Source organism: Ilumatobacteraceae bacterium (assembly GCA_033344875.1).
GTDB lineage: Bacteria > Actinomycetota > Acidimicrobiia > Acidimicrobiales > Ilumatobacteraceae > Ilumatobacter.
Genome location: JAWPMO010000001.1, coordinates 2,448,128 through 2,462,050, shown reverse-complemented (window position 1 = coordinate 2,462,050; position 13,923 = coordinate 2,448,128). Strand labels below are relative to the sequence as shown.

Annotated in this window: 12 protein-coding genes; 8 read left to right on the top strand and 4 right to left on the bottom strand. The window is 68.9% G+C overall.

Annotation, left to right across the window (positions count from 1 at the left end; all coding sequences use genetic code 11):
- Positions 1-108 precede the first annotated feature (108 nt).
- The 5 genes from R8G01_11580 (at position 109) to R8G01_11560 (ending at position 5,093) form a co-directional block, all read left to right on the top strand.
- On the top strand, positions 109-699 hold the full coding sequence (locus R8G01_11580; protein ID MDW3214634.1) for a hypothetical protein: 591 nt from the start codon (positions 109-111) through the stop codon (positions 697-699).
- 121 nt (positions 700-820) lie between these two features.
- Positions 821-1,729: a hypothetical protein gene (locus tag R8G01_11575; GenBank protein ID MDW3214633.1), complete on the top strand. Its 909-nt coding sequence runs from the start codon at positions 821-823 to the stop codon at positions 1,727-1,729.
- A 111-nt stretch (positions 1,730-1,840) separates the two neighbouring features.
- Positions 1,841-2,485, top strand: a complete 645-nt coding sequence (locus tag R8G01_11570) for a nitroreductase family protein (protein MDW3214632.1) — start codon at positions 1,841-1,843, stop codon at positions 2,483-2,485.
- 77 nt (positions 2,486-2,562) lie between these two features.
- Entirely contained in the window at positions 2,563-4,020 is a 1,458-nt protein-coding gene (locus tag R8G01_11565; protein ID MDW3214631.1) for an aldehyde dehydrogenase family protein, read from the top strand.
- Positions 4,021-4,127: 107 nt separating this feature from the next.
- Complete coding sequence (locus tag R8G01_11560) at positions 4,128-5,093, top strand: hypothetical protein (GenBank protein ID MDW3214630.1); 966 nt, start codon at positions 4,128-4,130, stop codon at positions 5,091-5,093.
- A 79-nt stretch (positions 5,094-5,172) separates the two neighbouring features.
- On the opposite strand, the gene R8G01_11555 is transcribed toward R8G01_11560, so the two are convergent.
- Positions 5,173-6,480: a DUF222 domain-containing protein gene (locus R8G01_11555; GenBank protein ID MDW3214629.1), complete on the bottom strand. Its 1,308-nt coding sequence runs from the start codon at positions 6,478-6,480 to the stop codon at positions 5,173-5,175.
- Between the two features lie 565 nt (positions 6,481-7,045).
- Here R8G01_11555 and R8G01_11550 point away from each other — a divergent pair.
- Positions 7,046-7,729 carry a hypothetical protein gene (locus R8G01_11550; GenBank protein MDW3214628.1) on the top strand — a complete coding sequence of 228 codons (684 nt, stop codon included), beginning with the start codon at positions 7,046-7,048 and terminating at the stop codon, positions 7,727-7,729.
- A gap of 51 nt (positions 7,730-7,780) precedes the next feature.
- On the opposite strand, the gene R8G01_11545 is transcribed toward R8G01_11550, so the two are convergent.
- The 3 genes from R8G01_11545 to R8G01_11535 are packed head-to-tail and all read right to left on the bottom strand — an operon-like array spanning position 7,781 to position 11,053.
- Positions 7,781-8,929: a zinc-binding dehydrogenase gene (locus tag R8G01_11545; protein ID MDW3214627.1), complete on the bottom strand. Its 1,149-nt coding sequence runs from the start codon at positions 8,927-8,929 to the stop codon at positions 7,781-7,783.
- A 37-nt stretch (positions 8,930-8,966) separates the two neighbouring features.
- Entirely contained in the window at positions 8,967-9,764 is a 798-nt protein-coding gene (locus tag R8G01_11540) for an alpha/beta hydrolase (GenBank protein MDW3214626.1), read from the bottom strand.
- A complete protein-coding gene (locus tag R8G01_11535) occupies positions 9,761-11,053 on the bottom strand; it encodes an O-acetylhomoserine aminocarboxypropyltransferase (GenBank protein MDW3214625.1) in 1,293 nt (430 codons plus the stop codon). The genes R8G01_11540 and R8G01_11535 overlap by 4 nt, the downstream gene beginning before the upstream one ends.
- Before the next feature lie 65 nt (positions 11,054-11,118).
- Between R8G01_11535 and R8G01_11530 the strand changes: the two genes are divergently transcribed.
- Positions 11,119-11,571: a hypothetical protein gene (locus R8G01_11530; GenBank protein ID MDW3214624.1), complete on the top strand. Its 453-nt coding sequence runs from the start codon at positions 11,119-11,121 to the stop codon at positions 11,569-11,571.
- Between the two features lie 75 nt (positions 11,572-11,646).
- A complete protein-coding gene (locus R8G01_11525; protein ID MDW3214623.1) occupies positions 11,647-13,923 on the top strand; it encodes a xanthine dehydrogenase family protein molybdopterin-binding subunit in 2,277 nt (758 codons plus the stop codon).

Sequence of the window (13,923 nt, the reverse complement as noted above, 5' to 3'; positions counted from 1 at the left end):
GACGACCTGCCGACGACGACCACCTTCTACTACGACCCGGTCGAAGACGTCCACCATCGACTCCCGGCGCATGCAGCGCTGACTACGGCGTTCTACGCCGCGCCGCAGATGCCGACGGACGCGCGGCGCCTGTTCGCCGCCGGGTGCGCCACCGTGGGGTACGACGGTGAGATCGCCACGCCGCTCCGGGCCGGTCGTGCTCCGGCGTCGTCGCTGCTGCTCGCCCGCGAGTGGGGGCTCGACGATCTGGCCACCCGGCTCGCCGCCGCGATCGAGGCGTCGTACGAACCGACGTGGGACACCGGGCGCGGCGAGTTCACGTGGGGGATGGGCCTCGATGAGCCGCACCCGCGTGGGCAGTACAACGCATTCCTGGCGGCGGCCGAGGCCGGCGGGCCCGGTCGGTGGGCAGCGCTGTCGGCCGCCCCGCTCGAACCGTGCCCGCAGGTGGTCGGCATCGACGTCGCCGAGGTGGTGCTGACACGAGCCGAGTGGCAGCACGGAGCGCTACTGCTCACCCTCGACCCGCTACATCCCGATCCGTCGGCGTGGACCGAGTTCCGGATCGTCGGCGCCGAGCCGCGGCTGTGGTGGCTGGCCGGCATCGACGGCGCCACGATGGACGTGCATGCCGACTACGTCGTCGTGCGGACGCCCCGTGTCGCCGGTGACCTCGAGTTCACGCCCGGCAGCTACTGAGCGAGCCGGCGGGCCGAGCGGCCGAGCGGCCGTTGAGAAATTCTTACCGGTTTCTGCGAGATCGCCCACGGACGCCGCTCCGGACTCCCGACAGACACGACACGTCCCTTGGGAGGGCATCATGAACATCACATCCACCAACAGCAGCGTCGCGGCAGCGGCGGACGATGGGCGTCACGACCGATCGTCGGCACGCCGCGTCGGGTTCCTGCGCACCCGCTGGGCGGCGATCGGCGCCGCCGTCGCCGTGTCGCTCGGCACCGGCGGGATCGGGCTGGTTCACGCGACCGTCGACTCGGGCGACCGCCCGATCCTCGTCGACATCAACCCGTGCCGGCTCACCGACACCCGACCCGACACGCAGGTCGGCCCGCGGGCGACGCCGCTCGGTGCGGGTGAGCAGTACGACGTCAACGCCCACGGCGTCAACGGCAACTGCGACATCCCGTCCGAGGCGATCGCGCTCTCGCTGAACGTCACGGCGCTCAACGCGACCGCGCCGACGTTCGTGACCGTGTTCCCGACCGACGAGGCGCAGCCGACCACGTCGAACCTCAACCTGCTGCCGGGACAGGCGCCGACGCCGAACTCGGTCACGACCGGACTCGACGGAGCGGGCATGTTCTCGCTCTTCAACGCGTTCGGGACCACCGACATCATCGTCGACGTCAACGGCTACTACGAGCACCACAACCACGACGATCGGTACGTGCAGCAGACCGACATGCTGTGGGCCGTGGTCGACTCCAACGGCACGCTCGTGCGGTCGAGCGAGGGTATCGCCTCGGCGGAGTTGCTCGACGGAGCGGTGCCGGCCGGTGACTACGCCGTGGTGTTCGAGCGGGACATCAGCGAGTGCGCCTACCAGGCGACCGTCGGCCGCCCGGGTGTCAACGTCGGACCGTTGCCCGGCGTCGCCCAAGTGGCCAACTGGACCGACGACCCGGAGCACGGTGTCATCGTGTTCACGAAGGACCAGAACGGTGCGGGCGTCGAGAACCGGGGGTTCCACCTGCTCGTGACGTGCTGATGCGCTGACCGCGTCACGGCAACCCGAAGCTGCCCCGGAACGACGAGTTCCGGGGCAGCGGCGCCCACGCCTGGTGCGGCGGCCGTGGCGTCCGTCGGCCACGATGTCGGGATGGATTTCGATCTCGCCCAGACCGACGCATTGCTCTCGACCACCCGCGCCGTGCGCAAGCGGCTCGACCTCGACCGCGACGTGCCCGACGACGTGCTGCTCGAATGCCTGCAGCTCGCCGTGCAGGCACCGACCGGCTCGAACCAGCAGGGGTGGCGCTGGTTGGTGGTCCGCGACGCAGCCAAGAAGGAGGCGCTCGCCGAGATGTACCGCGAGGCGGGCGGCGAGTACCTGGCATCGGCTGCGGCGGCCGCCGACGACGGGACCCAGCAGGGCCGGGTGATCGACTCGGCCAACTACCTGGCCCAGCACCTGGGCGAGGTTCCGGTGCTCGTGATCCCGATGATCATCGGTCGCCTGCCCGACAACAGCACCGGCGCGGCGGCGGGCCTGATGGGGTCGATCCTGCCGGCGGTGTGGAGCTTCCAGCTCGCGCTGCGGAGCCGCGGCCTGGGGAGTTGCCTGACCACGCTGCACCTCGGCAAGGAGCAGGAGGCAGCCGAGTTGCTCGGGATCCCCGAGCACATGACGCAGGCCGGGCTGCTCCCGGTGGCGTACACCAAGGGCACCGACTTCAAGCCGGCACAGCGGCCGCCGGTCGAGAAGATCACCTACCTCGACGCATACAAGAACCCGATCCGCTGAGCGCTGGCGCCCGGTGGATCGGCGGTGCTGACCGATACCGTCGGAGGCCGGAAACACCTCTTCGAAAGCGAGTCACGATGACGACCGATCAGCTCCTCGACCGCCGGAAGTTCTACATCGACGGCGCCTGGGTCGACCCCAGCACACCGAACGACGTGAACGTGATCGATCCGTCGACCGAGCAACCGTGTGCCGTCATCTCGTTCGGGTCGCAAGCCGACACCGACGCGGCGGTGGCCGCGGCCAAGGCGGCGTTCCCCGGCTGGGCCGAGACCGAACCGGCCGAACGGATCGCACTGCTCGAGCAGCTGCTCGAGGTGTACACCGCTCGCTACGGCGAGATGGCCGAGGCGATCTCGTTGGAGATGGGCGCGCCGATCTCGATGGCGCAGACCGCGCAGGCCGGTTCGGGCACCTGGCACCTCCAGTCGTTCATCGAGGAGCTGAAGAAGTTCGAGTTCGATCGGCCGCTCGGTGACCATGCGCCCGGCGACCGCATCCTCTACGAGCCGGTCGGCGTGTGCGCACTGATCACGCCGTGGAACTGGCCGATGAACCAGGTCACGCTCAAGGTCGCGCCGGCCGTCGGTGTCGGCTGCACGATGGTGCTCAAGCCGTCGGAGATCGCTCCGCTGTCGTCGTACCTCTTCGCCGACATGATGCACGAGGCCAGGTTCCCGGCGGGCGTGTTCAACATGGTCAACGGCGACGGTGCCGGGGTCGGCACGCAGCTGTCCGGTCATCCCGGCGTCGACATGGTCTCATTCACCGGTTCGACTCGCGCCGGTGTGGCGATCACGAAGAATGCCGCCGACTCGGTCAAGCGGGTCGCGCTCGAACTCGGTGGCAAGGGCGCCAACATCATCTTCGGCGATGCAGACGAGAAGGCGGTCGTGCGCGGTGTCCGGCAGTGCTTCAACAACAGTGGCCAGTCGTGCAACGCGCCGACCCGAATGCTCGTGCACCGTTCGCGATATGCCGAGGCGCTCGCGGAGGCGGAGAAGGCGGCAGCCCAGACCGCGGTGGCGAACGCGCACGACGAGGGTCGTCACATCGGACCGGTCGTGTCGGAGGTGCAGTGGAACAAGATCCAGGGCCTCATCGCGAAGGGTGAAGCGGAGGGTGCCCGCCTCGTCGCCGGTGGCACCGGTCGCCCCGACGGCCTCGACGCCGGCTACTACGTGCGGCCGACCGTCTTCGCCGACGTGACACCCGACATGACGATCGCCAAGGAGGAGATCTTCGGCCCGGTGCTGTCGATCATGCCGTTCGACACGGAGGACGAGGCGATCGCGATCGCCAACGACACCGCCTACGGACTGACCAACTACGTGCAGACCCAAGACCCCGAGCGAGCGCGTCGCGTCGCTCGCCGGCTGCGTTCGGGCATGGTCGAGATGAACGGTCAGGCGCGCGGTGCCGGTTCGCCGTTCGGTGGCTACGGCCAGTCGGGCAACGGCCGTGAAGGCGGCACATGGGGCATCGAGGAGTTCTGCGAGGTCAAGGCCGTCAGCGGCTGGAACACCACCGACTGACCTCCGCGAGTCGTGCCAGGCACAACTCGCGACATCACGCCGCCGGCGCGGTCCGACGTTCGAGTCGACTGCACATCGTCGATACTGGTGGGGTGGGAGTTCGTCCGATGGCAGTACTCGGTGGCGCAGTCGCCGCGGCGATGTTCGCAGCGGTCGCGAGCGCAGCCATCGGGCAGATCGATGAAGCGGCGACTGTCGATGTGCAAGCGGTTCGCGTGGGCGACGTGGTTCCCGGCGATGACGCGGTCCCAGGTGGCCCGAGTCTCGACCCCTTCGTCTGCCGTGACTATCGGGCGTCGGTAGCCGGCAGCGTCAGCGATCCGACGTTGACGGAGATCTCGGGTATGGCCCGAGGGCGTCGCGACGAGTCGGTGCTGTGGGTGCACGAGGATTCCGGAGCGCAGCCGGACGTGCACGCATTGCGCCTCGACGGAACGGTCCGCAAGACCTTCCGGCTCGCCGGCGCGAATGCGAGGGACTGGGAAGACATGGCGGTCGGACCCGGTCCTGAGCCGGGTGTGCATTACCTCTATCTCGGCGATGTCGGCGACAACGGCAAGCAGCGGGATTCGATCGTCGTGTACCGGGTTCGGGAGCCGGCCGTCTCGGGAGGCGGGATGACGACGCTGTCCGGCGTCGCATCGATCACGCTGAAGTATCCGAACGCCCGATACAACAGCGAGGCGATGGCGGTCGGCGCCGATGGCACGATCTACGTGATCACGAAGTCGGCCGGGACCAAGGTGTTCATGGCGCCGTTTCCGCAGTCGACGAGTGGGGTGACGACGATGCAGGAGGTGCCGGCCGGGACGCTGTCGTCTCGAACCGACATGTCGGGAGCCGACATTCGGATGGATGGGCAGGCGCTCATCGTTCGTGGCTACCGCAGCGCCTGGACCTGGCCGATCGAGCCGGGCGAGACGATGGCGGCGACGCTCGCTCGAACGCCGTGCCTGACGCCGACGTTTCGTGATGAGAAGCAGGGCGAGTCGATCGCCTTCCTCGCGAACGACGGCTCGTACACCACCACGGGGGAGATGTCGCGGGCGCCCGTCCGCCAGTTCACCCGATAGCCGGACCCACCGGAGCCCAGGTCAGGGTCGGCATCAGGGCAGTACGAGCGAGCAGCACACCTGGACCCGGTCGAGCGCGTCACACTGCGGGTCGTCGTCGATCGGGCGGAGCGGATGGATCGACCGGTGGTTCGCTCGATCGTCTGCCGTTTGGGCGGACCGGAACATCTGGTTTCGTCACCGCGAACACCCGACCGTCGGGTTGTCGGATCGTGAGGGTTCGGTCGGCGTCGAGGTCGAGCTGCCATCCGCCGTCGTGGACGACGTGGTGATGGCGTGAACACAGTGGGATCAGGTTGATGAGATCGGACGGCCCACCGAGTTCCCACGGGAGGATGTGGTGGATCTCGCACCGTTCGAACGCCACGTCGCAACCGGCGAAGCCGCAGCAGCGATAGATCGTCTGCAGCGCTCGACGCTGGTGCCGGTTGGCGTGGCGGGTGGTCTGGCCGAGGTCGAACGGGTTGCCGTGCTGGTCGACGACCACGGGGGTGACCCGACCATTGCAGATCAGACGGCGAACCGACGCCGGCGGGAGCGCGGCACCGTCGGTGGTTTCGCACACCGAGTGGTCGTGCAGCTCGCCGGTGGCCACGGTCTGTTCGTCGACGATCAGGGTGATGTCGGCTTCGAGCGGCCTGATCTGCTGGTGGCCGCCGCCGACGAGTGTGCCGAGCGCCTCGGCGGCGAGTTGGTTGCGGTCGATCGACCGTTCGACGAAGCATGGTTCGCCACGGCCCTCGCCGGCCTTGATCATCGCCGCGACCTCGCGGTCGACCGCGCCGAAGACCTGGTTGGCGAGTTCGGGATGGAACGCGAACCGGCCCTCGACCATGCCGGTCGCGCCGTTGAGCTTGCGTGAGAGGAACGTGTCGCGTCGCTGGCGCGTGTTGCGTTCGATGCCCTGATCGCGCTCGAGCCGGCGAGCGAGGTCGCGGCACGACCGACCGAACCGCTCGGGCGACATGCGGGTCGCGTCGGCCAGCAGGTCGTCTTCGTGGCCGAGCAGCGCGGTCTTCACATCGTCGTCGAGCTTCGAGGTGGCGGCGGCCAGCGCGTCGATGTGTTCGGCGCCGACATCACCCGACGCCAATGCGTCGCCGAACGACGGTGCTTCGTCGATCGTCTTCGAGCGGCGCTCCTTGCGCTTGCCCTCGGCGGCCGAGACCCCTCCGCACCTGGTGTGGAGGTCGGCCGCGGGCGCTGCACCGGCGGTCGCGTGGAGTTCTCGCAACCGTGACGTGACACCGGCCTCGAACGAGTCGATCCATCCTCGGAGCTGCTTCACCGTGCCGAGCAGCCCGGCGCACTCATCGGGATCGGCCGACCGCGTCGTCGCTCCCGTGAGCACCCGGAGTGCCACCGACGGATCGACGGGTGAGGTCATGAAAGCCATCATAATCGAACGTATGTTCGATCAGCGTCAACCGGCGTGAAACTCTGCCCAAGAGCTCCTTGGGTTGGGCGCGCTGGAGATCAGCAGTCGGGCGCGGGCCTCTTGTGGTCGACGAGCACGCACGGTCGACGAGCGGCAACGAACAGCCGATCACGTCTGTCCGGGCCAGGAGTGCAGGTCGTCGATCCCGACGACTTCGAGTGAGCGAGCGTTCGGAACGTGCCCAGATCTCTGGTCGATCGCGTGTGGAACCGATGGGCGAGGCAGAGCCGGCGAACATGGCTGTGCTGTCCAGGCGGATCATCGAGGAGAGCTTCTCCGACATCACCTGGGAGGGTCTCAGGTCGCGGACGACGAGAAGAGCGTGATCTGGACCTTCTGTATCTACGGGGCAACCGGCAAGGGACGGGTCGCGAGCACTCCGCCGTGCTGTGTTGTCACTGGATCGACAGCATCTACGACATGGCCGGCGACATCGACCCGTCGTCGTCGGGCGGATTCGGGCGGATTTGGGCGGATTTGGGAACCCTGGCGCCGCCGACGGCGTCCAACGGCCATGAGGTTCGCCGTCGCCTCTGCGTTCGTGCTTGCCGCGCTGCTGGTCGTGTCCGGTGGCCCGGCCGCTGCCGACTGCATCGGACCGACCGTCGAGGTCGCGTCGCGCGAGGTCGTTCGCGGCGGCGAGCTGGTGATCCACGGATCCGGATGGGGGGACAACTGCTACGACACCGGTCACCCGCCTGCCGGTGAGGGCGTTCTGGGTCGTCCCCTGACCGGAATCGGTGTGTACATCGTGCAGGGCAACGATGAGTGGCTGGCCGCGACTGGGGAGGCCGACGCCGAGTACGAGTTCGAGGTGACGGTGGTCGTCCCGACGGATCTGCGAACCGGGGCTGCCGAAGTGCAGGCCCGCTACGAGGGGGACGCCGCCTACAGCCCAGACCCCTGGTTCCTCGTCACCGATGCGCCGGCGCTGTCGGCCACCGGAGCGACGGTTGCGACGTTCGGGCCGCGCCCGTTGACGGCGACGTCCATCGCGTCAGCGACGAGCCCTCCGGCGAGCGCACCTCCTGCAACATCGACCGACGGCACCCCGCCTTCGACCGGCGTCGCTGCTGGCGACGAGTCGAACGAAGGGGCGCCGTCGACGTCGAGTTCGTCGCTGATCGCTGCCGCTATCGGGGCGGCGCTGGTTGCGCTCGCGGCGGCCGGCTTCGTCGTTCGCTCGCGGCGCGGTTGAGCGAGCCCGACGGGCGGGTCAGCCGGGAGACCGGTGGCCGGTCACCCGGTGTCAGCCGTTCGGGCGGAGGATGACCTTCATCGCTGTGTCGGCGCTGAGCGCCGTCTGCATCGCGTCCTCGACGTCGGCCAATGGGAACTCGTGCGTCACCACTCGGTGGAACGGCACCCGTTCGTGGTGCTCGGCGAACATCGCCAGTGTCCGGTCGTAGGCGCGGGCGTCCTCGCCGGCCACGCCGAAGATCGTGAGGTTGCGCCCGAGAATGGTGGCGGGATTGATCGGCACCGTGCCGAGGTCGACGAACGCGCCGACCTCGACGAGTGTCCCGCCGTCACGAAGCAGTTCGAGCGACGGTCCGAAGCTGTCGGGGTGGCCGGTCGCATCGACCACGAGATCGACCCCACGCCCGTTCGTCAGATCGCGAACATGACCGACGAGCGAGGTGTCACCGGCCGAGGCGACGATCAGATCGGTCGCACCGAGCTCGCCCGTCAGTTCGGCCCGCGGCCGGAACGGGTCGATCGCGATCACCGTCGACGCACCCATCAGTCGGGCCTTCGCTGCATGTGCGATCCCGATCGGACCGGCACCCATGATCGCGACCGTGTCGCCCTCCAGGAACCCGCCGGGGCGCGGCATGTCGCGGGCGAGGTCGAGGCTGTGCGTCACCGCGAAGATCTCGGTCAGCACCGCGACTTGGTCGGGGAGACCGTCCGGCACCTTGAAGATCGGGGTGCGCGGTCGGACGTAGAGGTGCTCGGCCCAGCCTCCGAACAGGTGCGGCGCCTCGGCTGACGTGAGCGAGTTGCCGTAGTTCTCGAGCCGTCGACAGAAGTAGTACGGGAAGTCACCGATGCAGTACTCGCACTCGCCACACGATCGGTTCGGTGCCGGAACGACCCGGTCGCCGACGGCCAGCGGCGAACCGTCGAACGCGGTGGCTCCGCCCGCGCCGATCTCTGCGATCACACCGAGGTTCTCGTGACCCTGCACGATCGGGAACGGCGTGCTCGACGCGTGGTCGGTGCCGGCGTACTGCTGGGTCTCGCCCTTGAACGTGTGCTTGTCGGTACCGCAGATGCCCGACGCCAGCATGCGGAGCACCACCGCACCCGGTTCGAGTTCGACGGGGTACGGGTAGCGTCGAAGCTCCAGCTGTCCGGGGGCCACCAGCGTGGCGGCGAGCACATCGGCGGTCATGCGCCGAGGTTACGACTCCGCCGGCGAAGGGTCGGCGTCAGGCGTCGACGGTCGCGAGGATCGCTCGCTTCACGGCGGTCGGGTCTTCGGTCATCATCTGGTGGCCGATGCCGAGAAGCTCGATCACGGTCGCCGATGGCAGTGCTGCTGCGAGCGCACGACCGCCCTTCGCCGGCGTCATCTTGTCGCCGAGGCCGATCACCACGGTCGCGGGGCACGTCACCTCGGCGGCCGCCTCGACGGCGCGCTCGTAGGCCATGCACGCTCGGAAGTCGGTCGCCAACACACCGGGCCGGCTGATCTCCACCAGTGCCATCGATCCGCCCGACATCCACAGTCCCGGTGTCGGGTTCGGAGCGGTGTGGGCGGGTTTGGCGTGTCCCCACGCCGCCATCAACGCGGCCGCACGGGGCAGGTCGTGCTCGGCGGCGTCGAGCAGTTCGGGATGCACTGGCATGCCCGTCGCCGTGCCACACAGCGTGATCGACGAGACGACGTCCGGGTGCCGACGCACCAGTTCGAGCGCGACGAACGTGCCCATCGAATGCCCGACCACGTGGACCGGACCGAGCGCCGCGGCCGCCACGAACCGGGCGACCCAGTCGGCCATGTCGTCGATCGTCGCCAACGCCTCGCCGGCGCTCCGACCGTGGGCGGGCAGGTCGACCGCAACCGCCCGCAGGCCACGATGCGCGAGGTAGCGGGTCTGGAGCTGCCAGACGGTCGAGTCCATACCGGCGCCGTGGATCAACAGCACGACCGGGCCGTCGGCAGCGGTGATGTCGACACCGCCGGTCGCGGCGTGGGCATCGGCACCGTCGACCTGCACGATCACCGCTGGCTCGCCTTCAGCGCCCGCGCCAGATCATCCACGATGTCGTCGGCGTCCTCCAGCCCGACCGACAACCGCACGAGATCCTCGCTGATGCCGACCGCGTCCAGTTCGCTCGCTGACATCTGGCCGTGGGTGGTCGACCCCGGGTGGATCACCAGCGTCTTGGCGTCACCGACGTTGGCGAGGTGCGACGCGAGCTGCACCGCCTCGATGAACTTCCGGCCCGCAGCGCGGCCGCCGTTCACCCCGAAGCTCAAGATCGCGCCCGCTCCCTTCGGGTAGAGCCGCTGCGCGAGTTCGTGGTCGGGGTGGTCGGGCACACGCGGATGCTTGACCCACGTCACCGCGTCGTTGGCGGCCAGCATCTCCAGCACCCGGTCGGTGTTCTCGACGTGGCGCGCCATCCGCAGCGACAACGTCTCGATGCCCTGCAGCAGCGCGAACGCGTTGTGCGGGCTCATGCAGGCACCGAAGTCGCGCAACCCCTCGGCGCGGGCGCGCATGCCGAGTGCGGCCGGTCCGAACTCCTCGGCGAACACGATCCCGTGGTACCCGGCGTACGGCTCGGTCATCGTCGGGAACTTGTCGCTCGCGGCCCAGTCGAAACGTCCGCCGTCGACGAGCACCCCACCGAGCGCGGTGCCGTGCCCGCCGAGGAATTTGGTGGCCGAGTGCATCACGATGTCGGCACCGTGCTCGATCGGGCGCAACAGGTACGGCGTGGAGAACGTGGAGTCGACCATCAGCGGCAGCCCGTGAGCGTGCGCCACGTCGGCGACGGCTCGGACGTCCATCACCTCGATGCCGGGGTTGCCCAACGTCTCGCCGTAGCACAGCTTCGTGTTCGGCTGGATGGCGTCGGCGAACGCCTGTGGGTCGCGCGGGTCGACGAACGTGGTCGTGATCCCGAAGCGGGGGAGCGTCAGGTTCATCATGTTGTACGACCCGCCGTACAGGTTCTTCGACGCCACGATGTGGTCGCCGGCGCTCAGCAGCGACGCCACCGCCAGGTGGAGTGCGGCCGTGCCGCTCGCGGTGGCGACCGCGCCCACACCACCTTCGAGTGCCGCAACGCGCTCCTCGAACACGGCGACGGTCGGGTTGGAGATCCGGCTGTAGATGTGACCGGGCGCCTCCAGGTTGAACAGCGCTGCGGCTTCGTCGGTGTCGGGGAACGAGTACGACGTCGTGAAGTAGATCGGCACCGCCCGGGCGCCCGTCGTCGGATCGGGCCGTTGCCCGGCGTGCAGGCTGAGCGAATCGAAACGCAGGAAGTCGGGCTCCACCATGTCGGCGACACTATCGATCGGCGGGTGCCGGGCCGGCGGCCACCGGCGTCATCTACGCTCCGGTCATGCGGGTGCGAGCACTCCTGGGTGTTGCAGTGCTCGTGGTGGGAGCGTGCGGCGATGAGGAGTCGGCGAGTTCGGCCGTCGAGGAGTCAGTGGCTGCGCCGACGGGTCCGATGATCGTCGTCGTCGAACAAGAGGGATACGCGAGCGGGCCGCTCGACGGAGTGCTGGTGCTCGAAGACGGGTGTCTGTACATCGACACTGGCTCAGGCGTCGGCCTCGCCGTGTTCTCCCACGGCTCGACGTGGGATGCGGCGACGTCGTCCGTCGTCCACCGGCTCGGGAGTTCGGTATCGGTGGGTGACGTACTGTCCGGCACGGCGGAAGGGCATCCCGTCGACAGTCTGGTTCCGTGGTTCCTCTCCGACGCCGAACTCGCCAGAGCGCAGAGCTGTGCCGAGGCCACGGGTATCGACGACGCCTGGATCATCGGGTACTTCGAGACCGGCACCTGACGCTGGGCCGATGACGTCGGGCTGCCATGATGGCGTCGCCGCGGTCCGGTCGGACCTCGGCGGGAAGGAATACCCATGAGTCTGCTCGGAACCCGGGTCGTCCGGGTCGAAGATCCCGACCTGTTGACCGTCGGTGGCAAGTACGTCGACGACCTCGCGCCGGCCGACGCCGTCCACGCCACGTTCGTCCGGTCGGCGATGGCGCACGCCGAGATCACGGGCATCGACACGAGCGATGCGCTCGAGATCCCCGGTGTCATCGGGATCTACACGGCCGCCGACCTGGAACTGCCCGCCGAGCCGCCGTCGATGCCGATGCTCAACCAGTCGATGTTGCGCACGCTCCTGGCGACCGATCGGGTCCGGTACGTCGGCGAGCCGATCGCGGTCGTGATCTCCGACACCGCCGCGGCCGGCGCCGACGCCGTCGACTTGGTCTACGTCGATTACGAGCCGTTGACCGCGGTGGTCACCGCGGCCGACTCGGTGAAGGACGAGACGCTGCTGTTCCCCGACGCCGGCACGAACGTCGTGTTCGCCGGACCGTCGCAGGCGGGCGACGACTTCTTCGACGGGTGCGAGGTCACGGTCGACCTGACGTTCAACAACCAGCGCATTGCGCCGTGCCCGCTCGAGGTGCGAGCCACGGTCGCCCGTTGGGACACGACCGACGAGGGCGGGCAGCGGCTCACGCAGTGGTCGTCGACCCAGGGGGCGCACGGCACCCGCGACACGCTCGCCGCGGCGACCGGAGTCGATCCAGCGCAGGTCCGTGTGATCTGCCCCGACGTCGGCGGCGGGTTCGGCGCCAAGAACGGCGGCTATCCCGAGGACATCGTGGTCGCGCTCGTCGCCCGCGAGATCGACCGTCCGGTCCGCTGGGTCGAGACCCGATCCGAGAGCATGCTCGGTCTCGTCCACGGGCGCGGGTGCGTGTTCACGGCGACGATCGGCGGCGACCGCGACGGCAACGTGCAGGCCTACCGGGTCCACAGCCTCCAGGACGGCGGCGCGTATCCGAACGTCGGCGCCGTGCTGCCGTTCATCACGGCCCGAATGGTGTCGGGTGTCTACGACATCCCCAAGATCGATTTCTCGTTCACGTCGGTCATGACCAACACCGTGCCGATGGGTGCCTACCGCGGCGCGGGCCGGCCGGAGGCCGCGGCCGCGATCGAGCGCATGGTCGAGGTGTTCGCCGCCGAGATCGGCATGGATCCCGCCGAGGTGCGCCGCAGGAACTTCATCCGTCCCGAGCAGTTCCCGTTCACGACCGCCGTCGGCACGGAGATGGACACCGGCGAGTACGAGCAGGCGTTGGAGAAGGTGCTCGCCGCCGTCGACTACGCCGGGTTGCGAACCGAGCAGCAGCGTCGCCGCAACGACCCCGCCGAGCAACGGCTGCTCGGCCTCGGTTGGTCGGCGTACGTCGAGATCGCGAACCCGATCGTCAACGGCGAGTTCGGCAGCTTCGAGCTCCAGCCCGACGGCTCGGTCGTCGTGCTGACGGGTTCGTCGTCGCACGGACAGGGCCACCACACAGCGTTCGCTCAGATCGCCAGCGACATCACCGGCATCCCGATGGACCGCATCGTGGTCCGCCACGGCGACACCGACGAGGTCAAGCGCGGTGGCGGGACCGGCGGCTCGAAGTCGCTCCAGATCGGCGGCAGCGCGATCTGGGAGGCGAGCGAAGCCGCGGTCGCGCGAGCGAAGGAGATCGCGGCCGAGTTGCTCGAGGCGAATCCCGACGACGTCGTGCTCGATGTCGACAACGGCCAGTTCTCCGTGGCCGGTACACCGGCGCTGAGCAAGACGTGGGTCGACATCGCCAAGTTCGTGCAGCAGGACGGCGGTGAGCCGCTCCGCGCCGAGATCGACTTCCAACCGCCGGGGGCGACGTTCCCGTTCGGTGTGCACCTGTCGGTGGTCGAGGTCGACCGCGACACGGGCGAGGTCACCGTGCTCCGCCACGTCGCGTGCGACGACGCTGGCACGTTGGTCAACCCGCTGCTCGTCGACGGTCAGGCCCACGGCGGCATCGCGTCGGGCATCGCGCAGGCGTTGATGGAGGAGTTCATCTACGACGAGGACGGCAACCCGAACACCGCCAACTTCGCCGACTACGGCCTGGTGTCGGCGGCCGAGCTGCCGTCGTTCGAACGGATCGAGCAGGAGACCCCGACGCCTCGCAACCCGATCGGCGCCAAGGGCATCGGCGAGTCGGGCACGATCGGGGCCACGCCCGCCGTGCAGAACGCGGTGATCGACGCGGTCGCCCACCTCGGCGTCCGCCACATCGACATGCCCGCCACCGCCGAGCGCGTCTGGCGAGCCATCCACCCCACCTGA

Bases quoted from the DNA above. Each gene is read 5' to 3' on its own strand.
- R8G01_11580 (MDW3214634.1), top strand. From the start codon at position 109: ATGCCGACGGACGCGCGGCGCCTGTTCGCCGCCGGGTGCGCCACCGTG.
- R8G01_11575 (MDW3214633.1), top strand. From the start codon at position 821: ATGAACATCACATCCACCAACAGCAGCGTCGCGGCAGCGGCGGACGAT.
- R8G01_11570 (MDW3214632.1), top strand. From the start codon at position 1,841: ATGGATTTCGATCTCGCCCAGACCGACGCATTGCTCTCGACCACCCGC.
- R8G01_11565 (MDW3214631.1), top strand. From the start codon at position 2,563: ATGACGACCGATCAGCTCCTCGACCGCCGGAAGTTCTACATCGACGGC.
- R8G01_11560 (MDW3214630.1), top strand. From the start codon at position 4,128: ATGGCAGTACTCGGTGGCGCAGTCGCCGCGGCGATGTTCGCAGCGGTC.
- R8G01_11555 (MDW3214629.1), bottom strand. From the start codon at position 6,480: ATGACCTCACCCGTCGATCCGTCGGTGGCACTCCGGGTGCTCACGGGA.
- R8G01_11550 (MDW3214628.1), top strand. From the start codon at position 7,046: ATGAGGTTCGCCGTCGCCTCTGCGTTCGTGCTTGCCGCGCTGCTGGTC.
- R8G01_11545 (MDW3214627.1), bottom strand. From the start codon at position 8,929: ATGACCGCCGATGTGCTCGCCGCCACGCTGGTGGCCCCCGGACAGCTG.
- R8G01_11535 (MDW3214625.1), bottom strand. From the start codon at position 11,053: ATGGTGGAGCCCGACTTCCTGCGTTTCGATTCGCTCAGCCTGCACGCC.
- R8G01_11530 (MDW3214624.1), top strand. From the start codon at position 11,119: ATGCGGGTGCGAGCACTCCTGGGTGTTGCAGTGCTCGTGGTGGGAGCG.
- R8G01_11525 (MDW3214623.1), top strand. From the start codon at position 11,647: ATGAGTCTGCTCGGAACCCGGGTCGTCCGGGTCGAAGATCCCGACCTG.